At 69.3% G+C, this 20035-nt stretch carries 20 protein-coding genes and 2 pseudogenes; 4 read left to right on the top strand and 18 right to left on the bottom strand.

The features are described 5' to 3' along the window. Positions 1–437: 437 nt before the first annotated feature. Positions 438–1556, bottom strand: coding sequence for a ParB/RepB/Spo0J family partition protein (locus IF89_RS41115; protein WP_051807934.1), 1119 nt, complete (start codon positions 1554–1556; stop codon positions 438–440). After that, positions 1553–2737, bottom strand: coding sequence for a ParA family protein (locus tag IF89_RS0132025; RefSeq protein WP_030775493.1), 1185 nt, complete (start codon positions 2735–2737; stop codon positions 1553–1555). Before IF89_RS0132025 ends, IF89_RS41115 begins: the two co-directional genes overlap by 4 nt. A gap of 180 nt (positions 2738–2917) precedes the next feature. Here IF89_RS0132025 and IF89_RS49685 point away from each other — a divergent pair. Continuing rightward, positions 2918–4002 (top strand): annotated as a pseudogene (locus IF89_RS49685) (IS630 family transposase). 317 nt (positions 4003–4319) lie between these two features. Here IF89_RS49685 and IF89_RS0132010 read toward each other — a convergent pair. The 10 genes and pseudogenes from IF89_RS0132010 to IF89_RS46220 all read right to left on the bottom strand — a co-directional run bounded on the left by IF89_RS0132010 (position 4320) and on the right by IF89_RS46220 (position 10710). Further along, a complete protein-coding gene (locus IF89_RS0132010; RefSeq protein ID WP_030775485.1) occupies positions 4320–4721 on the bottom strand; it encodes a hypothetical protein in 402 nt (133 codons plus the stop codon). Positions 4722–4800: 79 nt separating this feature from the next. After that, positions 4801–5007 (bottom strand): hypothetical protein, encoded by a 207-nt coding sequence (locus IF89_RS0132005; protein ID WP_030775482.1) that lies wholly within the window; start codon positions 5005–5007, stop codon positions 4801–4803. A 22-nt stretch (positions 5008–5029) separates the two neighbouring features. Continuing rightward, positions 5030–5191 (bottom strand): hypothetical protein, encoded by a 162-nt coding sequence (locus tag IF89_RS48020; protein ID WP_234327946.1) that lies wholly within the window; start codon positions 5189–5191, stop codon positions 5030–5032. A gap of 450 nt (positions 5192–5641) precedes the next feature. Continuing rightward, a complete protein-coding gene (locus IF89_RS48015) occupies positions 5642–5875 on the bottom strand; it encodes a hypothetical protein (RefSeq protein ID WP_234327945.1) in 234 nt (77 codons plus the stop codon). Positions 5876–6171: 296 nt separating this feature from the next. Beyond that, positions 6172–6609, bottom strand: a complete 438-nt coding sequence (locus IF89_RS48010) for a hypothetical protein (protein ID WP_234327944.1) — start codon at positions 6607–6609, stop codon at positions 6172–6174. Between the two features lie 244 nt (positions 6610–6853). After that, positions 6854–7018, bottom strand: a complete 165-nt coding sequence (locus IF89_RS49680; protein WP_420706987.1) for a hypothetical protein — start codon at positions 7016–7018, stop codon at positions 6854–6856. Further along, positions 6999–7277: a hypothetical protein gene (locus tag IF89_RS38540; RefSeq protein ID WP_234327943.1), complete on the bottom strand. Its 279-nt coding sequence runs from the start codon at positions 7275–7277 to the stop codon at positions 6999–7001. The genes IF89_RS49680 and IF89_RS38540 overlap by 20 nt, the downstream gene beginning before the upstream one ends. An 82-nt stretch (positions 7278–7359) precedes the next feature. Then, a pseudogene (locus tag IF89_RS0131980) lies at positions 7360–7632 on the bottom strand (NUDIX domain-containing protein); the annotation flags it as partial. Positions 7633–8023: 391 nt separating this feature from the next. Beyond that, complete coding sequence (locus IF89_RS46225; protein ID WP_158717962.1) at positions 8024–8698, bottom strand: hypothetical protein; 675 nt, start codon at positions 8696–8698, stop codon at positions 8024–8026. 203 nt (positions 8699–8901) lie between these two features. After that, on the bottom strand, positions 8902–10710 hold the full coding sequence (locus IF89_RS46220; RefSeq protein ID WP_158717961.1) for a hypothetical protein: 1809 nt from the start codon (positions 10708–10710) through the stop codon (positions 8902–8904). A gap of 361 nt (positions 10711–11071) precedes the next feature. Here IF89_RS46220 and IF89_RS41105 point away from each other — a divergent pair, with 361 nt between their 5' ends. Further along, on the top strand, positions 11072–12094 hold the full coding sequence (locus tag IF89_RS41105; RefSeq protein ID WP_051807931.1) for a hypothetical protein: 1023 nt from the start codon (positions 11072–11074) through the stop codon (positions 12092–12094). Beyond that, positions 12091–12927 (top strand): DciA family protein, encoded by an 837-nt coding sequence (locus tag IF89_RS0131955; RefSeq protein WP_051807930.1) that lies wholly within the window; start codon positions 12091–12093, stop codon positions 12925–12927. Before IF89_RS41105 ends, IF89_RS0131955 begins: the two co-directional genes overlap by 4 nt. 777 nt (positions 12928–13704) lie before the next feature. On the opposite strand, the gene IF89_RS0131950 is transcribed toward IF89_RS0131955, so the two are convergent. The 4 genes from IF89_RS0131950 to IF89_RS49400 form a co-directional block, all read right to left on the bottom strand. After that, positions 13705–14229, bottom strand: coding sequence for a competence protein CoiA family protein (locus IF89_RS0131950; protein ID WP_030775462.1), 525 nt, complete (start codon positions 14227–14229; stop codon positions 13705–13707). A gap of 208 nt (positions 14230–14437) precedes the next feature. Further along, positions 14438–15154, bottom strand: a complete 717-nt coding sequence (locus tag IF89_RS49410; RefSeq protein WP_324605384.1) for a hypothetical protein — start codon at positions 15152–15154, stop codon at positions 14438–14440. Between the two features lie 563 nt (positions 15155–15717). Further along, positions 15718–16566: a hypothetical protein gene (locus IF89_RS49405; RefSeq protein ID WP_324605383.1), complete on the bottom strand. Its 849-nt coding sequence runs from the start codon at positions 16564–16566 to the stop codon at positions 15718–15720. Between the two features lie 66 nt (positions 16567–16632). Next, entirely contained in the window at positions 16633–17103 is a 471-nt protein-coding gene (locus IF89_RS49400) for a hypothetical protein (RefSeq protein ID WP_324605382.1), read from the bottom strand. A gap of 194 nt (positions 17104–17297) precedes the next feature. Here IF89_RS49400 and IF89_RS0131940 point away from each other — a divergent pair, with 194 nt between their 5' ends. Continuing rightward, positions 17298–17567: a hypothetical protein gene (locus IF89_RS0131940; RefSeq protein ID WP_030775459.1), complete on the top strand. Its 270-nt coding sequence runs from the start codon at positions 17298–17300 to the stop codon at positions 17565–17567. Here IF89_RS0131940 and IF89_RS0131935 read toward each other — a convergent pair. Continuing rightward, complete coding sequence (locus IF89_RS0131935) at positions 17531–18535, bottom strand: zeta toxin family protein (RefSeq protein WP_267882117.1); 1005 nt, start codon at positions 18533–18535, stop codon at positions 17531–17533. The two genes, IF89_RS0131940 and IF89_RS0131935, sit on opposite strands and share 37 nt — an antisense overlap. A gap of 429 nt (positions 18536–18964) precedes the next feature. Continuing rightward, positions 18965–20035 (bottom strand): RHS repeat domain-containing protein (locus IF89_RS42640; RefSeq protein WP_158717960.1); only part of this gene is annotated, 1071 nt, incomplete at its 5' end.

Below are 20035 nucleotides of genomic sequence, written 5' to 3'. Positions count from 1 at the left end.
GGCGGTGGCACCGTGCTCGCGCGTCCGCGTTATGCAGGCCTGCCGTCCGCGAACTGTCCGGCATTGCGCAGGACCGGGCGGTGGCCGGGTCTCTCATCAGCGTCTGTGACGCCACCCCTCGGGCCCGGCGGCACCATCCCCCGGGTCATCCGTTCGGCAGAGGGGACACAGTCATACCGGGACCGGAGGCCAGCGGTCCCATTGCAGGACCGCGAAAAACATAACGGGGGACGTCCGCTCCGTGTTCGCTGCGCGCGGTGCCGTTGAGCTTCTGGAGATCAGGACTGCCGACGGTGCGGTGCTTCGTCGTCTGCCTCTTCTCGAAGGCCCCGTGCCTCCGCTTGTACCGCTCCCCCACGCTGTGGGAGGCACTCAAGAGAAGAGGCCGGCCCCGTCGCCGGGTCCGGCCTCTCCATGGCCCCCCCTGCTCTGGGCGTTCAGAGCACGCGCAGGTCTGCCGCCACCGCTGCCAGAATCGCGGCAAGCTGAAGACGGCCCTCCTTTGGGAGAAGCCGAGCGAAGTCAGCGACCAGCGCCTCCTTGCTACCGCTGCGCTCGATGTAGCGGTGCAGGAAACGAGTTCGCTGCTCGTCATCCAATACGCCAATGACGAGGTCCATGACCGCGTTGCCGTCATGCCACGGCAGTGAAGGAAGCTGTGTGGGGAGGCCGTGCTCGGCGATGACCGCGCCATCGGTCGGCTGGACCTTAGCACTGCGCTCGTCGGACTGAGGGGTGACGGCGTCATCGTTGGGCTCCGGCTCACCACCGGCGGCGCGCGGGGTGCTAACGGCGTTAGCACCCCGCGCGGTCCGCTTGCGGCGTTTCGCATCAGCCCGCTTCGCGAGGGCTTCTTGTGCAGCACTCTGCTGCTGCTGTGCGGGCAGCTGGCCGATGTTGCGTGCGATCTCGACCGGAAGGCTTCGATCTTCGACCGCGTCTTGGAGCTCCGGGGTGAGCTTGAGGAGGGCGATGCGCTGGGTGACCCAGGGGCTGGATTTACCCAGCGCGCGAGCGACAGCGCGTTGGGATCCATGGACGTGGACTAGGCGCTGGAGGGCCTTCGCCTCCTCAAGGGGGTCGAGGTTCTCGTGTTGGACGGCCGCTGTGAGTGCTGTCTCCAGAAGGGTGTCAGCATCCTGGGCGAGTGAGTCGTCGACGTGGATGGGGACGTCGTCCAGGCCAGCCAGAGTGGATGCGGCAAGTCGACGGTTGCCATCGACAACCACATACGCGGCTTGGCCGATCTGATCCTCGTGGCCGGGGTGAGCTGCAAGGAACGCCTGCCGGCTAACGACGGCGAGAGGCTGGATGACGCCTCGGGAGGTGAGGCTATCGGCGAGGTCATCGACCGACTTGAGTTCCTCGCGGGGGTTGTAGGGGTTGTGGGCCAAGGCGTCCAGCCGCACTCGGAGCGTCCCGGCCGGGGCGCCGGTCGGATCCGGGGCGGGGCCATCCTGCCCGGCGAAGCGTGCGAAGGATGCCGCACGGCTGCTCATCGGCTGTGCCACGGCGTTGAACGTGGGGGAGTCGCCCAGCATGTCCGCCTTGCTCATGCCGTTTTTACCCCTCGCGCGATTTGCCGCATCCGGTGTGCCTGCTCGCAGTCAGGCGCGTAGTCCAGCAGCGGGCGCTGCTTTCGGACGGCCTCGCGCTGCTCCTTGACGTCGGGTACCACGGCCAGGACCGGGGGAGAACCGAGCGACTTCCACTTCTCGAGGGACGAGGTTGCGATGTAGCCGCGTCGGCTGTCGAACTTGTTGACGACGAGTCCGAGCTGCTCGATGGCGAGGTCGTAGTCCCTGGAGAGGGAGTCGATCTGCTGGATCAGCATCCCGTAAGCCTGGGCCGAGGTGTCCTCTGCTTCTACGGGAATGACAAGACCGGATGAGCCTGGCTTCTCGTCGTCGCGCTGGCGGCCATAGTTGAGGGCCGCGTCCATAGCGAGTCCAAGACTGGGCGGTGAGTCCACGACGATGACGTCGAAGTGCTCCTCGAGCGGGGCGAGTGCCCGTTCGAGGGTGGCTTCACGTGGGCCGCGGAACATGGTGAGCCCGGAGTCGAGGAGAAACGCGTCGAACGCTGCGGGCAGGATCCGCAGGCGTCCGCCGAATCGCTCACCGCTTATGACCACTGTGAGGTCGAGTAGCGTCTGCTTGGCTTGCTCACGGTGGAGCATGTGCGTGATGAGGCTTTCCTCGCCCGCTGGAATGGCGGTAAGGCCGAGCTGATGGGTGAGGTGGCCCTGGGGGTCGTAGTCGACCAGAAGGACTCTCAGGCCACCGACTGCGGCATCCGCTGCCGCACTGACAGCGGACGGATCCTCGGCGAAGGCTTGGGCGAGGCCTGCGGATACGGCGGTCTTACCGACGCCGCCTTTCTGGTTGCAGACGACGATTCTGCGGGTGGTCGCTTGTACGCCGGCGGGGTTGTCGGCGAGCCAGAGAACCACGGATTGTGCCAGCCCCTGGATGTAGGAGACGCCGCGTTCACGGCAGTCGACTTTGAAGTCCTCGTACAGGCCTTCGGGGAGGTAGGTGCCGAATGAGTCCGCTCCGGCGGTGTTGACAGTGGGGAGGTCGTCACTGCAGTTCCGCCACGCATGGATGCCGTTTGCGACGGCATCTTGCATGTCGATCTGGAGCTGCGCTGCACGAACCTTGAGTGCTTGCTGGAGGTGAGCGGGCAGCTTGGAGACGAGCTTCTCCCGCTCACCTCCCGAGTTGGGAGATGACATGGACGGCAGCATACTGCCGCGGGCGAGGTGGTGGTGATCCCATAGGGGCGTTTTGCCGAGATCCGGCGGTAGTTGCTCCGTGAGCGCTAACGCCGTTAGCGCTTGAGGCGCTGCTACTGACCTTGAAGTTGTCTTGTCGTAGGTACTGACGGTTGGTGATCGTCGCGGTATGCCGGGTGTATGAGGTATCCGCAGGGTGGGGGTCTGACCGCGGAGAGGCAAGCATTCCGTGAGCGGGTCCGGGTGGAAGCGGTCGCGATGTTCACCGATGGGCGGGGCAGTACGGAGGTCGCGAAGGAGTTACGGGTCAGCGTGCGATCGGTCCAGCGGTGGCGTCAGGCCTGGCGGGCCGGTCAGGACGGGATCCGTTCCCGTGGCCCGGTGTCCCGGCCGAAGCTGAGTGACGCGTTGTTCGCCGTGCTTGAGGAGGAGTTTGCGAAGGGCCCGGTCGCGCATGGCTGGTCTGATCAGAGATGGACGCTGGCACGGATCAAGATGTTGATCGGCTGACGGTTCCACAAGTCCATGACGCTGTCGGGTATCTCGCAGATGCTGCGGAGGTACGGCTGGAGTCACCAGGTTCCGGCTCGTCGGGCCGTCGAGAGGGACGAGGCGGCGGCGGTGGCCGGCTGGGTGAAGGACGTGTGGTCGCACGTGGACCCACCGCGGCGGCGCTCGGGGCCTGGATCGTCTTCCAGGACGAAGCCGGGTTCTCGACGACGCCGCCGACCTCCCGCACGTGGGGCAGGCGCGGATCCACCCCGGTCATCCGGGTCCGTGGCCGATCCCAGCGTCGCTTCTCCATCGCGGCCCTGTGCTGCTACAAACCCGGGATGCGCTCCCGCCTGATCTACCGGCCCAAACGGCATACCGATCACAAGAGCGGAGGCCGCAAGAGCTTCGCCTGGACCGAGTACCGCGACCTCCTCATCGCCGCCCACCAGCAGCTCGACGGACCGATCATCCTCGTTGGGGACAACTTGAACGTCCACAAGGACCGCCGGATGCGGGCCTTCATCGACGCACAGGACTGGCTCACCGCCTACCACCTGCCGCCCTACGCACCCGACCTCAACCCCGTCGAAGGCATCTGGTCCATCCTCCGCAGGACCAGTCAGGCGAACACCGCCTTCACCGACCCCGACCACCTCATCCGCCGACTACGACACGGCCTCCGTCAAATCCAATACCGCAACGACATCATCGACGGATGCCTCACCGGCACCGGACTCACCCTGACGACACCACGACTACAAGGTCAGTAACGGCTTAGCGCCGCCCTCCTTCCAATGAGTGTCAGGCTCGAAGCGGCCGAGGTCTCGAGATACGTGAGGGCCTGCACCCCCGCGTACCGAGCGCGAGTAGAGGCCCTTGTGCCGTCAGGTCAAGCGACCTCACACGCGGCTCCGGCCCGCATCTGGGCACAAGCAACACGGTGAGGACTTCCCGTGACGAGGGTGCGCGTGGCCGCCACGAGAGTCTCCGCGCACCGGTACCCCGTGGTGGCGGGCGACGGCCACGAGGCGCGGGGCCGACGGCGAACGGCTCAGCATGGTGCGGGTCTGTCCGGTGGTGGCGGTCATCAAGCGTCGCCCCCGGTCACACGCTCGTGGATGTTGATGAGGCGGGTGATGACGTCGGGGTTGTCCGCCAGGCCGACCCATGTCCCGTGCGCGGTAAAAAAGGGGACTTGGTCGTGGTCGGCGTCGAAGATGACGACGTAGTCGCCGTACCGGTCGAGCACCATGTCGCGCAGGACCGGGATGGGGGCGGTGCTCAGGACCTGGAAGGTGTCGATGGTGAGCCGGGCGGGCTGGCCGGGCGTGGACGGCTGGACCAGGGTGCCGGTCGCGCGGAGCAGATCACCGGGCTGTATGCCGTTCAGCAGCTCGTGGGTGATGCGCGGGTTGCTGCTGGTGCAGGCGATGACCGTGTCGGGGGCGTCCTCGTCGGCGGTGTCGAGGTCGGCGGGCCGGACGACCAAGTCGAAGGCGGCGGTGCCGTGCGGCTGGGGACGGGGATCGCGTCGACCCAGCCGTCAACGGCGCAGTGGTTGGTGTGCATCAGCTGCCCTCCGCCAGGGTCTCGGTGGGGCGAGGGGAGCGGGGTCGGGGGGTGTACTGCGCGAGCACCAGCAGCTCGCGGTTGCGCTTCTTCTCCGCCTCGGTGAGGGGCCGGGCCTGCACGCCGCCGTAGCGGTGCCACAGCGGGGAGGCGGGCGGCTCGGGGTAGGCGAGGGCGTGGTCGGCGTGACGGTCGGTGCTGCTCATGGGGGCCTCCGATGGGGAGGGGTCAGGCGTGGGTGGCGCGCTGGCTGCTCTTGGACTGGGTGTCGGAGGCGAACCGGCCGAGGCGGGCCTCAACCGGGTTCGCGGCAATCCAGTCCTCTGCGCACGCCTTGTGCACGGGCTCCCCGGCGTGGGAGCACATCGGCGCGGGCTTGCCACACAGCACGCAGGGGCGGTCCTGTCAGCGGTCGAAGTGCTGGCTGTCGCGCCTTCCGTGGACGGACCCGAAGTGGTTCAACGCGCAGCTGCGAGAGCACATGTCCGCCGAGCACCGCGAGGAGCTCACCCTGTTGCTCATGGCTGACTCCTAGAGCGGAGCGCGTCGCATGTTTACCAGGTAAATGTGCGGCGTACTCGCCGAGGAGATCACGGGTCTCACCCCAGGGTGGGACCCATTCTCGTATCGCTCCATCGCTCCATCGCCCCATCGCGCCATCGGCGGTGTCGGGGCATGGTCGGCACAGCCAAGGCACATCTTTACCTGGTAAACATCCGGAGGCTCGTGCTGAGCGGAGCAAAGCAAAGCGAAGCGGACCCCGACTCCCCGCAGGACCGTGAAACGCAAGAAGGCCCGGCTCCCCCGCGGATGATCACGGAGGAGCCGGGCCTTCGGTTGTCAGGCGGCCCAGGTCGTGGGCGCGCCTTCGTCAGGGTTGGGGATGCCAGCAGCGGCCGCCAGTGCGGCGGGGTGCCGCAGGGCGGTGACCGGCACGGTCCCGGGTTCGGTGTCGGGCGCCCAGACCATGCGCCAGGTGTCATCCCACTCGCATCCGCAGCCGTAGTCCGGGTGCGGATGCCGTAAGAAGACGCCGTGGGTGTGGACCGCCCGCGGAATGAAAGGGATGAGCACGGAGGGGTCGTCGCCGGGGGTAGAGGTGCCAGTTCCGCCAGCCGTGGTTCCGGGCCATGTACGCGGCGGCGGCCTCGATGGCGTCGGTCCACCGCTGGTGTCCGAGCACGAGTAACGCGACGGGGTAGAGGTGGTCGTCGGTGGGGTTGTCGATCCCGGTGACGTGGAGGCCGCGGTGGACGATGAACCCCGCTGTCGGTGGCGTCGTCGGCGCCGGGGGGTCCAGATCTGTTCGACGGGATGCGGGGTGCCGTCGTCGCCCTCGCTGGTCGCGATCTCGTACAGGGCCGTGGTGGTCACGCGTTCACCCCCGCCATGGCGGCGGCCAGGAGTGCGGTGACGTCGGTCCGGTACGGGTCGCTGTAGTTCTCGCGGTCGCCGAAGTCGAACGGCACGCACTTCGCGGTGACCATGAACCCGGGAACAATGGTGGCAGCCTGGCCCTCCAGCTCGGTGTTGAGGCGGTCGGCGTAGCGAGAGGCGAGCCAGGTCTGGGTGTACGGCCCGAAGCGAAGGAAGGTGAAGCCGGACTCGTCGGGCTCGCACGCTTCTACGTCAACGGCGTAGTGGGCGGGGGGCATGCCGATGCCGACGTCTTCGGGAAGGGGCAGACCTGCGGCGGCGTGGGTGAGCATCGCGTAGGCCGGCTGCCAGACGCCGAGGATCGCGGTCGTCTCGCAGCGCAGCCAGCCGCGGTCGGTGTAGCCGAGCTGGCGGCCGTGGAGGTAGCCCACGGCGTCGGGGGTTTCGGGGGGACCAGGGCGACGGCGATCGTCTCGGTGTTGTGGTCGTCGCCGGGCCGGGTGTGGGCGCGCTCGATGAACGGGCCCACCCGTACGGCGATGTCCCGGCCTTGGCCGGGGGTCCAGGGCTCCGGGGTGCGTACGGCGGCGAGCATCGCGCGGAACTGGTCGACGGCGGCCTGGTCCTCGGGGGTGAGGGCGCCGGGAGCGTGGCCGCAGCGGCGGAAGCGTCGGATCATCGGGCCGTCTCCTGCTCGGTCAGGGCGGTGGGCGTCTTGAGGACGCGCGGCAGATGGACGTGCAGGTGCTCGATGACGACCTCGCGGCCGCAGTGGCGAAGTTCGCGGGCAAGCAGTTCGGTGAGGCCAGATGCCCTGTGCCTACCTCCTGCACAACCGATCGCGATGCGGCTGGGGCCGGCGGGCAGGTCGGCGTACTCGGCGAGGGTTGGCGAGCAGCTCGCGGGCGCCGGGGGTGTTGAGGACGACGTCCTGGACGCGGGGGTTGAGGCCGTCGAGGTCGATGTCGCGGGCGGCGGCGGGGTCGCGGAGCCGGTCGCGGACGTCCTCGATCCGGTCGGCGGCGGGCGGGACGGGGGAGCCGTCCGGGCCGGTGGGCAGGTGGAGGTAGCCGAACGAAATCAGGCGGATCGGGCGCATGAGGTGTCTCCAGGTCGATGGTGAGGAGCAGAACGGCGGAGCGCCGCCCCGGCCGGGAAGCCGGGAGCGGCGCTCTGGGTGGTCAGGCGTTGGGGACTACGGCCGCACGGATGATGTCGGCGTGGTCGAACGCCAGCTCCTTGGGCAGCTCGCTCAGGGGCCACCAGCGGGCGGTGCGGGCGTCGTCCCCGGCGGTGGCCTGCGTGCCGTCGGGGACAACGGCCATGTACGCGAAGGTGACGTAGTGGCCGCGCGGGTCCCGGTCGATCCGGTCCCAGACGCCGATCTGGTGCAGGGCGCCGACGGGCACGTGGACGCCGGTCTCCTCGGCGAGCTCGCGGGCAGCGGCCACGTACGGCGCTTCCCTGACACGCCCGCGACTACGAGCGGCTCATCCAGCACTCCGAATCGCTGATCACCTGGGCCGCGATCACCCTGATGACCAGGCGAATCACCCGGCGGCAATCCCGCCGAGCCAATCAGCCGGCCCCTCGCGAACACACCCGGGACTGACCCGTTCACCGCCGCCAACCGCACCCAGCCTCACCCCGTTTCTCCACTCTGACACGGCGAGCTCCGGGTGGAATTAGATCCTCCTCACCTCACCAGACCGAGCGACCCCCTCGTTGAGAGCCCCGCTTTCCCTCACCCAGAACACCCCTCATCACACACAGCTTGTCATGCGCGGATCAGAAACGGCTCCACCTTCAGGCCGGCCCGCTCGCGGACGCCACGGCAGGGTGTTTTTACGGGTTCTGGATCACATTTCCTGTCACCGTGTCCACGTACACACTCTGGTCAGGGCCAGGGTGGGGGTAGATCGCGAAGAAAGGATGTCCGTCCATGTCCGATCCACTGCTCTGCAGGTCTATCCGCCAGAAAGAAGAAGCCATGCCCTTTGACTGGGCTAGCTTGACCGCTTCGTCGGGCGTCATGGCGGGGAGCGGAGACGGCAGACGGTCCTTGGAAGGAGAAGCAGCCTGGACCACTGTGACCTGGCCTGATGCGGAATCAACGAAAACGACAGCCGTCTTGTGTACAGAGGTACTGTCCGCTGCAGGCTCAGCGAAGGAGAACTGCCATGTCTTCAGATCGTTAACATCGCTTGTGTCTTTCCCGTAAAGAGAAATAAGAGCCAGGTCGCTGCAATCCTTCAGCTCTGGATTCCCGGCAATCGCCTCCTTCGCCTTGGCCAGAGCATCCTGCAGAGAAAGACCGCCATGCTCGGCAACCGAATTCTCCGACGGCGAAGAAACCGGCGCCTTACCGGGCTCCCCAGCCAGTGGCGGCACATGCCAGCTAGGAACCGCATCAGGCAAAGTGGTCGGCACCGGCGTCGGCGTCGGTATCGGCAACTGGCCCTGCGGTGCGCTTGCGGCATCCGATGCAGGGCGCTCGGCGTCATGCGCATTGGAAGTCACCGGTGCAGGAACTATCTCCGCGGCAGAAGCCCCTCCGGCTGCGAGGATCGGGACAAACGCCGCAGATACGAGCACAGAAGTGATCAGCTTCCTGGAAACAGGCATAGAGAAACCTCGATAGATCGAAAGATGAGCCAGCGGTCATATGGAACAGATTGTGAACATCTATGACACCTGGTGCCACCTCAGTGCACATCATCCGATCAGCCGCATTTGAGGGATGAACTGCCCATCCTCTCCCGAGATGCCTTTGTCATGCATGGATCAGGAACAGGTACGGCCTTCTCGGCGAGGATCAGGGCCCAGCCCTCCAGGACGCCGGGCACCTTGAGGTCGACGATCTTCTCGTGCAGGGCCTCCAGCCGCGTCATCATCTTCTCGCAGCCGTCGGCGGCGGCGCGGGCCTCGTCGACGCCCGCCATGATCTCCTCGGCCATGTCGGCGTCGGATTCGATGACGTCGTAGATCGTCAGGTCGCTGTCCGCGTACTGGGTGTTGGGTGCCTTCGTCGGGACGGGCACGGTCACTACGGTTCCTCCTTTTCGTGCTGCGGGAATCGCTCCGGCCGGGACGCCGGCCCGGCGGCGTGCTTCGCGCTGGCGTGCCTCCCAGACCTGGCCGCCGGCCTGTTCGACGGTGATGGTCGTGCCCTCGGCGTAGCCCCAGCCCGGGGGAGGGCCGAACCCCCCGGCCGGTGCCGGGTCCGGGCCGGGAGCCGTCGCCGAGCTGGTGGACCTGGACGGGTCCGGCTCCGGCTTCCCTGAGCGGCGCGCGCCCGCCCGCTCCCACCAGCCGCGCAGAGCACGGCGCCGGTCGCCCTTCGGCTTGGAGGCCGGGCCGGTCGGCGTCGGCCCGGTCGTGCCCGTGCTGCCGGTGGGAACGGCGGCCGGGCCCGGTCCGGGCTTCCGCGGCTTCTTGGTGAGGCGCACCTTCTTGCGCAGGTTCACCTTCGACGTCGGCGTCGGACCGGCGGGCGCACCCGGCCCCGGCCTCCTGGGCTTCTTGGTGAGCTTGACCTTCTTGCGCAGGTTCACCTTCGGGGCCGTACCGGCCGCGGTGGTGGGCTTGTGCTTCTTCGTGAGGCTGACCTTCGGCTTCGCCGTGCCGCCCGGTGTGCTCGTGGTGGGCTTGGGCTTCTTGGTCAGGTCGACCTTCGGCGTGCCCGGCGTCGCCGTCCCGGCCGGGGCCGGCTTCTTCTTCCCCTTGTTCTTGCCCTTGGGGACCGTGGTCAGGACAGGCGTCAGGTGCTTGCGGCGCTTGTTCAGCCGCCGCTCCGACTCCGCCGCGATGGCCGCCGGGAGGGTGACCCTCGCCGCGCCCTTGCGCTTCGGGGAGCCGCCGGCACCCGGCTTCCGCCCGCCCTTGCCCTTGCGGCCCGTGGACGGAGCGGGCGAGGACGGCCGCTTGCGACTCGTCTTCGAACCCGTTCCGGCCGGGCGAGGCTTGGTACCGGATGAGCCGGGCTTCGTACCCGTGCCCTTGCCCGAGCCCGGCTTCGTGCCGGTACCGGGCTTCGTGCCCGTGCCCTTGCCCGTGCCGGGCTTGGTCCCGGACGGACTCGATCCGGGCCCGCGGCCCGGCTTCGAGCCGGAGGACGGTGTGGTGCCGCCGCTCCCGCCCGACTTGCCGGAGGCGCCGGAAGTGCCGGTGCCGTTCTTCGGCTTGGGGCCGTTGCGGATCCGGTCGGCGGCCCGGTCGCGGACGGCTCCGGAGAGGCTTCCGGAGCTGTTCCTCGTGCCGGCCTGTGCGGGGTGCTGTTCGGTCCGGGGTGGGCGCCGAAGGACAAGGCGCCGGTCCCGGCCGGTCTGCTCGCCGGGCGTACGGGCCGGGGCGCAGCCACGGATCGGTTGGGGTTGCTGCTGATGGTGCTGACGACGAACTCGGCGGGGTGGCTGCAGCTGTGCCCCGGATCGGTGGACACCGAGCGCGGTCGTCCGGCGGCAACGGTCGGCCGACTGCTGGGCTGCACGGCGGCGGCCGGGGCGAAGGTTCTCAAGCGGCTCCAGGAGCACGGCGTCGCGGACGTCGTGCGGCAGAAGACCGGTTCGGGCCTGAACGCGAAGTCGCGGGTGCGTCTGGTGCCGGTGGCGAAGGCCCATGGTGTGGCCGTTCGGGAGGCCCGCCAGGCGGCCCACACCTGCCGATACTGCATCTGGAGATCTTGAGTCCGACGAGGCCGACGGGACCCTTGGAGTGCTTGGGGTAAAGGGCTCTGGACCGGACGAGGTGGCCGACTTCCCAGACCTCGCTGCAACTGCACACCACCACTCTTTCCACGCTTCTCTGGTTACTTCCGGTGGGCCTTCTGAGCTCTCTGGTGGCTTTTCCGGCGAAGGCCGTGGTGGGTCCGGTGATCTACCGGACCGCGTGTGCGTGCGCGAGGACGGCAGCCCGCTCCGCGGGGAACAGCCGAAGAAGTCCCCGTCGATCAGCAGCAAGAAGCCCGGCCGCGGGCCGGTGGCCGGTGCTCCGGTGCGGGTCGTGGACGGTACGGGTCAGGGCAGGCAGCAGCGGGGGAGGGTGTCTGTGCCGCCGGAGAAGCTGCGGGTCGTCCTGGCTCCGGTCGACCTGGTGTGGGCGCGCCTGGACCGTCCGGCCGCCCGCCGCCTGGTGGAGGCCGCCGCCCTGAGCGAGCTGACACGGGTGGAGGGCTTTGCGGGCCGTGCGGACGCCCCGCAGGTGCTGGCCGACCGGCTCGTCCGGCGCCTGGATGAGCAGCTGCGCACCGGTGGCCCGATCACCCACCCGGTTGGTTGGCTGCTGGCCCGGGGCCTGCCCCAGCGCCAGCAGTGCGGCGACGCCCGGTGCGACGACCGGATCCTGCTCGACTCCGGGCAGGACTGCCCGCGCTGCGAGGATCGGCAGGCCGACCGCCGCGCCCAGCGCCACGCGGTCGCGGCCGCCGTCGACGCCGCGATGCCCGGCGCCTCCGAGGCAGAGCGCCGTACGGCTGCCGACCGGCAGCTGCACCAGGACGTGACCGCGCAGGCGTGGATCCGCGAGCACCGGTGGGCGCAGATCCGCGAGCAGCAGGCCGCCGCCAAGGCCCACCGCGCAGAGGCCGCGGCCGCGCAACCGGCCTTCGAGGTTCCGGCCGCGCCGACGGCCCCGGTTGTGCTGCCCGCGCCACGTCGGGCCATTGCCGGTCCCGCTGCGGAGCCGGAGCCCGCCGACGTCGACGACCAGGAGCTGGTCCTCGAGGACCTCACCCGGGAGCAGGTGCGCGACTGGCGGGTGCGGGCGCTGAAGGATCACCAGGTGGTGTTCGACCACATCGACCGCTACGGCGAGCCGTCGGCCAGACGCCTGTTCAGCAACCAGCTGGTCGACCAGGCACAGCACCTGTCCGGGCTCGGTCACCTGGACCTCGGCTACACCACCTGGGGGCAGGGATGAGCGGCAGCGAGACGTCCGGGGTGGACCTGGCCCGCGTAGCGCTGCGGGCCGCGATGGAGGCGGCCCGGACGAACGGCGGCGGCCAGAAGGCGAAGCCGAAGCCGCGGCCGATTCGTACAGTGCGGCGGGACGGCCGCGAGCCGATGGGACTGAGTACGGCGATCGGTGCGCTGGCCACCGAGCGGGCCTGGGAGCTGCCAGCTGCTGGTGCGACGCTGCGGGAGCGGTGGGTAGCCATCGCCCCCGAGCTCGCCGGTCACGTCGCCGCCGTGTCGTACGGCCCCGGCTCCGGCCGGCTCACCGTGTGCCCGGAGTCGACTGCCTGGGGGACGAAGGCCCGGCTGGAGCAGACCCGCCTCATCGCGGCCGCCAACAAGGCGGCGGGCCGCACCATGGTGAGCTCGCTGCGCATCCTGCCGCCCGGCGCCGCGCCCGCCCCCGGTCCGGCTGATGCTGCTCCGGCGGACCCAGCTCCGGCCGTGCCCACCGGCCCCCCGAGGACCAGGGAGACCGCGTGCGAGGGCTACCGGCGCGCACTCGCCGCCCACCAGGAGGTCGCGCTGTCCCGCCGGGTGGACCTGGGCATCGCGGAAGCGGTGGAACGGCAGACCGCCGCGATGCGGGAACTGTCCCGCCGCGCGTTCCCCGAACCCGACGCCGTCCCGGACGATGCGCCGACCCCGATGGAGCAGGATCGTGCAGAGTGGCGCCGCCAGGCTGCGGTGACCGAGGCTGCCGCCCTGCGTCGAGCCCGTGCCGAGCGCACCGGTCGGCAGGCCGCCACGCAGCCAGCCCTCCCGCAGCAGCCTCATGCGCTACGTACGTCGGCGTGATCGCGGAACGGACCCGCCCATCAGCGGCCGAGCCGCTTCTACCGGCGGCTCGGCCGCTGAGGCCAGAGGGCGTTGTCAGTGGGTCCGTGTACGGTCCTGCCGAGCTGATGGTCAACCAGGCCGATGCGCAGGGAGGTGGGTTCGTGGAGCGGGAGGGGCAACGTCGACATCCGTGTGCCCCGACCGGCATGGCAGACCGCTCCCACGCTGTCGGCGCCCATGCCGCGTGCCCCCCCGGCTGCCCCTGCCAGGCCGGCCACCGCGTGTCCCGCCCGCCGCCTCGCAGCCCGACGCGGCCGGCCTCGCCGACGGTGTCCGGGACGTGCTGGAACACGCTGCCCGGCTGGGGGAAACCGTGACCTTCACCAGCCTGTGTGCCCAGGTCAAGGGGCTGTGATGGAGGCGGAAGGCGTCCCGGGCCCGGCCCTTCTTCTTGAACCGCGGGTAGCCGATCTTCCGCCCCGCCCGCGCACCGCGCAACGAGTCCAGCCAGTTCTTCCACGCCCGGTCCGCGTCCACGAACGCCGACTGGAACGCGTACGTGTTCACCTCGTGCCACCACGGACACGGTCTCTCCGGCCCCAACGCCCCCTCCGGCGGGACATCCCGCCTCCTCGGACCCGGAGCAACGCCCGGCGACCGACCGACGACCCCGAACTGGTCCGGCGCATCAGGAAGGCGGCCGAGGCCGCCAAGGAACTCCCTCGCAGCTCGATCTGGGTGGTCTCCCTGGCCCTGCCGCCTGCACGACTCCGGCAAACGGCTCGGCCGGCTCATTTATCCCTGCTGCAACAGCACGTCCGGGTCGGACGGCATCTCGGGCCCCAGCACCAGGCGCGCGGCGTCCTCTCCCGCCGGTACGGGGAAGCCGGGCGTTTCGGAGAGCAGGACCCGCAGGCTGGTACGCCCGGCGGGGGTGAAGAGCAATTCCCCACCGATCGCGCCATCCGCATCCCGCGGGATGGCGGCGGTGGCGGTGATGTCCTGCTCTGCCATCCAGTTCAGCAGCCCGTGCTTGACGTACAGGTGGTCCGCACTGGAGACACCGGACGCCTTCCGGGCGCAGCTGGAGGTGCGCTCGGGGTCCGGCACGTGGGCGAAGTGGCAGGCGCGATCGGTGCACAGCTTGGTGGTGAGCTGGTGTCCGCACCCACCCAGCCACACCCCGCACCAGTAGGTCTCGCCGGTATGGCGGGCCCGGAAGTCGTCGAGCTCTATCGCTTCTATCGGAAGGACCACGGGGAGCTCGGAATCGGCGTGGCCGATCACTGCGGTCTGCACTCGGCGTCTGTCCAGGGCCATGCAACCTCCAGCCATGCTGGAGACGGGGATCCGTCTCCGGTCGGCGCCCAGCCACGCTGCCGAGCGCCTAACTGACTGACGGTACCTCCCACCACCGACAACGCTAGACCGTTCCGATGGGGCGATCATCGCCACCACTGCCCCCGACCGGTGGATCGGTGAACCGGTTCCTGTCCGGGACCTGACGCCCTGCCCCTGGAAACTGGGGCTACTGGTCGGTGCCGAGGTGCGTTCGGCGGGTCAGGACGAGCTGCTGCCAGCGGGCGCGGACTGTCTCCAGGCCGTCGAGCCAGTGGGCGGAGGAGCCGTCGGGCAGGCGGAGGCCGGCCATGAAGTGGGCGATGTCGGCGTAGTAGGCGTAGTCGCCGGTCCCGGCGAGTTCGCGTAGCCGGCTGATGACGACCTGGACCTTGTCCTCCTCGCCCTGGACGGCGTGGTGAAAGGCCAGGGCGAGTTCGAGGACGGCTTCGGCCGCAGTGATGCCGGTGTCGCGGATCTCGGTGCGTAGCGCTTGGGCGGCCTCAAGACCAGGAAGGGCGCCCGCGTCACGGACGAGCGACGCGATCCTCACCGTGAAGTTGGTGGCACGGAGGTCGAGGCCGGTGAGGAGCTGCTCGGCGAGGTGCAGTTCGTCGTCCGCGGCGTCCGGGTCGGTGAAGGCGAGGACGAGGGCGCGCTGGGCTTGGCTGGTGGCGCGTTCTCCGGCGACGCCGTGCTGTTCGGCCAGGTCGCGTGCGGCAGCGTAGGCGGCGGCCGCGCGGTCCATGTCGCCGTGGGGCCAAAGGATGTCGCTTTCGACACGGTGCTGGCGGCCGGCCCAGCCGAGGGTCTGGGCGGTGTCGTACGCGGTGGGGAAGTCTCCCGGCGAGCCGGGCGAGGTGGACCAGGCCGCGGCGGGCGGCGAATGCGAGGCGGCCGCCACCATCGGCGACGACCTGCATGCCCTGGCGGGAGGCAGCGGAGTTGCCGAGGTCACGGTGGGCCTTGGCGAGGTAGTACACGGCCATTTCGTGCAGGTCGGCCGGCAGCAGTCCGCTGCTGGTGACGGTGGTGAGCCGGGAGACGGTGACGGAGCGGTGCTCGTGCTGGCGGCGGGCGAGTGCGGCGAGGAGTTCGACGAGGGTGTCGGCGGCCGTTTCCAGTGTGCTGGTGCCGCCGGGCCGGGCGGGTGGGGCGATGGGCTCCCACACGGAGTCGCTGACGTAGGCCCGGCCGCGTCGGCGAGCCAGCCGAGGTCGAGCTGAAAGTCGCGGGCGAGGGGGAGGCCTTGGCGCAGGCAGCCGACCAGGAGCATCCGGTCCCGTCCGGTGTGCGCGGCCCATTGGGCGCCGAGGGCGGCCAGGGCTCGATCTGCGGCCTGCTGCCAGTCCCGCTGGGTCCAGCGGTCGTCGGTGGCGTCGTCGGCGCTGCGGATGGTGGAGCGGATCAGGCCGTGCAGGTGATAGGGCCACAGGCCGAAGGGGTTCTCGCGGATGAACGGCCGCTCGATTAGCCGCATCGCCGGAGCTTCATGCCCCAGGCCGGCGGCCGCAGTGGCGAGGGGTCGAAGGCGTCCAGCAGGCTGATGGAGCGCAGGACGTGGCGTTCGTCGGGCGTGAGGTCGGACAGAGTGCTGGCGATCAGGGCGCCGAAGTCGTGGTCGAAGTCGGCCGGGACCGGCTCGCGGGTACGGCGGATCTCCAGGAAGCGAAGTACCGATAGGTCGAGGTAGAGGGGCAGGCCGTGGGAACGTTCGGTAATGGTCTGCCGGATGGGGGCGTTGAGGAGGGGTTGGCCGTCGCGGGAGAGCCGGCGGGCGAGGTAGTCGTCGCAGTCCTCCGGTGAGAAGTCGCCGATCAGCACCTGCCGCCCGCGGCCCGCTGCTGCCGTTCCGGGCGTGCGCGCCCCGGGGATGGCGGCGCCGGCCAGGCCGGGCCAGGCGGTGGGTCCGGTGTAGTCGAGCTGGCCCTGCAGGGCGGGGTCGGCCCACTGCAGGCGGGAGCGGCCGGTGACGATGAAGTAGGCGTTGGGCATCAGCCACACCACCCGCTGGATGAGGCGCTCCAGGTCGCGGTGGGTGCGGTCGCCGACGTCCTCGAAGGTGTCCAGCAGGATCACCGGTGTGACGCGCTTGTCGGCCGGGAGCTGGGCGAGCTCCCACGCGAGCAGGTGCGGATAGAAGCTGAGCGATTCCAGGTCGGGTTCGGCTTCCAGCAGGTCGGCGAGCCGGGCGCAGCCGGCGAGTGCCCGTACGGTCTGCCTGCGCTCGCGCAGGGCGCGGACCAGGGAGCCGGTCACCTGTCCGACGGCGGTGCCGATGCTGCCGGGCAGGAGGAGGGCCTGGGCGACGTCGGCCATGGCGGACTGCATCTGCTGCGGCAGGGCCTTGCCGAACCGGCCGACCAGGCCGCCGCGGCGCAGGTACTACTCCAGACTCTCGCCGGGGTGTTGCTGTTCCCAGTAGCGGCGCAGCGCCACGTCGAAGGCGGGCAGCGGCCGGCCGAGCGTGCTGAGCGCGGCCCGGATCGTCAGCACGAGCTGTTCGAAGTCGGTGCCGGCTGAGCGGGACAGGTCGATCCGTACGGGCAGAATCCGCTCCCCGGCCCAGATCGGCTCGCCCCACTGCGCGGGCCGGTCGGCGCTGGCCAGTGCTGCCTCCAGCTTGCGGGACAGCGTCGTCTTGCCGATGCCGCCGACCCCGTGGAACGCGAGCACGTTGTCGCGCGGCACCTCGAGGTCCTCCACGTCGAAGGCCGCATCGGCGGTGTGCCGCAGGTGCTCGCTGAGCGCGGCCGCGACGAGCTCCCACTGCATCTGGCGGTTGGTGAACGGTTCTCCGGCCTCCAGGCCGCGGTCGTTCGTGCTGAACAGCGCCCTGAGATCCCGACCTGCCACGTCCAACCCCCGATTCGATGATCACCTCGGGCCAACCTATGCCGGTATGCGGCCCCTTGGGGAAGCATCCCCCGCGCGCCGGAGAGCGCGAAGGCATTCCGTACGCGAACGCGGCGCGTCGCGGCACTGTGCCACCGGAATCGGCCAGGGAGACAATGACCGTTTCCGGCAAGATCAACACGAAGGTGGTAGCCATGTCCGACAGCCCCGACTTCTCCGGTCTGGAAGGCGGTGTCGAGGCGCAGGCCGCGGACGCCGTGCGGGCGGTGGTGAGCTGGTACAACGACCAGCTCCTCGCCGAGCAGCGCTCCCCGGTGCCTGATGAGGAGCGGATCGAGGAGTTGCGGGCCGGCCGTCAGGCCACGCTCGCCGACCAGCAGCAACTTGCGACCGCCGACTTGGAGGAAGCGGCCCGGATCAAGGAGGTCTACGCGGCCCGGCTGAAGGACTTTGACGCGTCGTAGACCGGCTCCCTCACACCGAGCTCCGCGGCCGCGGCGACGGGCAGAGGCCACAGGGAGGGGTGCGGCCGGTCGATCCGGGCCGGCTGCATCCCGGGCTGCATCAGCGGGCGGGCGAGCGCGACCATCTCCTCCAGTTCGTCGCGGTGCCGGGGGAGCGCTCGCCACAGACCGTGGTGGAGTCGGAAGAACGCGGCGGCCTCCTGCTCGGTGTACGGGCGTGCCCGTTCCGCCGCCAGGGCCCATGACGCGCTCCCGGCGCCGCCGGCCTCGTGACGCAGCAGGGCGCGGCCGTCCCGTCGGATCACCGTGATCGCGGTGATCGCCGGATGGCGCTCGGCGGCGGTGACGACACCGGTGAGCGCGTGGAAGCAGGTCCGGTGCCCCGACCGCGTGGTGAACCTGGGGGTGAGACCGATCTGCAAAGACCGGGCGTAGCGCAGCGCGGTGGCCTGACGGCTGTCGGCCTCGCGGACGACCAGGACTACGAGTTCGACCGGGTAGCCGCTGGCCGCGTACGGCAGTGCGCTGTCGAAAAGCTCCTCGACGCTGCCCGGCGCGCCCTCGTTCAGGACGTCACCACGCCGCTCCCGCACGTACTGCTCGGCCTGGGTGAACCAGGCCCGGTAGTCCGCCCGGATCGCTGCTCCGGCACGGCGAGGGTCCTCTCGCAGCAGCTGCAGGTAGTCAGGGTGCTGGGCCTTGAGGTCGTCGCCGATCAGGTGAGTCGTGCCCGGCCGCATCGCTCGCCGCACCATTCTCGCGGCCAGGAGCTTGCCCGCCCCGGGCTGCCCCAGCACGTAGACGGCGCGCGGATCGGGCCGGGTGATGATGCCGCTCAGGTACCCGCACCGGCGCCCGGCTACGACCCGGCGAACCGACGTGCTGTTCGGACGGCGGCCACAACGACCCCGACTGCGAGCCCGCCCCGGCAGCGCAGGGGCGAAGGCCGTCCCTCGGCGCCGTTCCACGGCTCCGCCCAGAAGTCGCTGCGATCCGTCTTCCCGGCGAGAGAAGTGACCGACGTCTGGCCGACCACTGCCGAAGACCGGGACCAGGCCAAGGAGCGTCTGACGGAGTTCTCGGCGAACGTGAACACCAACACGCGCTATCTGCGGGGCAGCGGACAGCGGAAGGCGGCCCCGCCATAGCGGGGCCGCCGGAACGACAATGCCCACCGTAGCTTTCCGGCTTCACCCAGGCTGGGTCTTCGGGACCGGTCGGACGACGGCGCCGCATGCGAGGCCGATTATCTCGAGACGCAACGCCCCTGGAACGCTCCGCCGGTGTTATTGAGCGGAGTGCCAGAATGTCGGCCACCACCACATCCTTGTCGGTACCTGTTGACGCGCGCTGTCCTCTCTGGCCACTTCATCGCACCTCCGCCGCCGATCCCGGATTCACCATCGCGAGGACGCAGCGCGGGGACGCGACGTCAGTGGAATTTTCTCTGGTTCGTCAAATCCGCTTATCACAATCGGGGCCCATACTAGATATCCGCCATGGGATAGGAAATCCGGCCCGGGTTGCCTGGCGGCCCGGTGTGTCGCTTGAAGCCTAATCAGCATGCTTTCGAGGTATCCAAGGCCGGCGGCTCTCAGCCCGAAGTATTTATCGCGGGGCGAAGAATTCAGGCGTGCACTGGAGATGTAAGTGGCCGTGAGGAGATAATCTATCCAGATCAGGGGTAGGTCGGCGTTAGGTTTGGCCTTCCGAACCGATAAATTTCCCCCTTGCGCCTTCCTTTCTATCTCGGAAGCCATTCTGAACGCCGCATCATCTTGGGTTTCGTATATCATCTCCAGGGCGGTCCGGAATTCTAGGCTTCCCGTCATCCAGTGCTCTGGCTTAGTGAGGAGTATTATATTTCCCTTCCATGTTTCAAAGTTCATTCCTTTGGCGCCCAGAAATCCCTGGAGCTGTTCCGCCGCTTCCTTCGGGGCGCCCATCTTGGGCCTTCCCTCCTCTGCTGCCCGCTCACCTTTCTGGCGTGCCATGTACATCTGCATTTTTTGAATAGCTGAGTTGTGAAAGTGGGATGATGTAAGCGGTTTCATGCGGGCGGTGACACGGGCGGAATCAAAATTTGGTGCGTCCTTCTTATAGCCTAGAGCCCGAAACCTGATCTTGAACGGCAGGTTTCCGCTCGGGTCGGTGTGTTCTATGGGGTTGGCTGCGTAGGCTTGGTATTTGTTGAGGGGTGTGGGGTGGGGGTCGCGGGTGGTGAAGCGGCCGGTGGCGCGGTGGTAGAGGCGGGCGGGGGTGTAGTCGGTGCCGTTTTCGGTGTTGGTGTATTCGCCGCCGAAGCGGAAGGGGTTGGCGGCGGGGTCTGCGGCGCGGAAGCCCGTGGCGGGGGTGCCGTCGGGGCGGGTTTCCTGGCCGTAGTCGGTGTAGCGGCGGGTGGCGGCTGTGCCGCCGTCGGGTCCGGTTTCGTGGATGGTGTTGCCGCGGCGGTCGGTGTGGAGGTAGCG

The sequence above is a fragment of the Streptomyces sp. NRRL F-2664 genome, from assembly GCF_000719345.1.
Classification (GTDB): Bacteria; Actinomycetota; Actinomycetes; order Streptomycetales; family Streptomycetaceae; genus Streptomyces.
Note: the sequence above shows the minus strand (reverse complement) of the source record. Positions and strands in the feature narration are given on the sequence as shown.

Coding starts and splice junctions, on each gene's coding strand:
- IF89_RS0131940 (WP_030775459.1), top strand. CDS start 17,298: ATGTCCGACAGCCCCGACTTCTCCGGTCTGGAAGGCGGTGTCGAGGCG.
- IF89_RS41115 (WP_051807934.1), bottom strand. CDS start 1,556: ATGAGCAAGGCGGACATGCTGGGCGACTCCCCCACGTTCAACGCCGTG.
- IF89_RS0132005 (WP_030775482.1), bottom strand. CDS start 5,007: ATGAGCAGCACCGACCGTCACGCCGACCACGCCCTCGCCTACCCCGAG.
- IF89_RS0132025 (WP_030775493.1), bottom strand. CDS start 2,737: ATGTCATCTCCCAACTCGGGAGGTGAGCGGGAGAAGCTCGTCTCCAAG.
- IF89_RS0131955 (WP_051807930.1), top strand. CDS start 12,091: ATGAGCGGCAGCGAGACGTCCGGGGTGGACCTGGCCCGCGTAGCGCTG.
- IF89_RS38540 (WP_234327943.1), bottom strand. CDS start 7,277: ATGCGCCCGATCCGCCTGATTTCGTTCGGCTACCTCCACCTGCCCACC.
- IF89_RS49405 (WP_324605383.1), bottom strand. CDS start 16,566: ATGGCCGACGTCGCCCAGGCCCTCCTCCTGCCCGGCAGCATCGGCACC.
- IF89_RS0131950 (WP_030775462.1), bottom strand. CDS start 14,229: ATGGCCCTGGACAGACGCCGAGTGCAGACCGCAGTGATCGGCCACGCC.
- IF89_RS49410 (WP_324605384.1), bottom strand. CDS start 15,154: ATGGTGGCGGCCGCCTCGCATTCGCCGCCCGCCGCGGCCTGGTCCACC.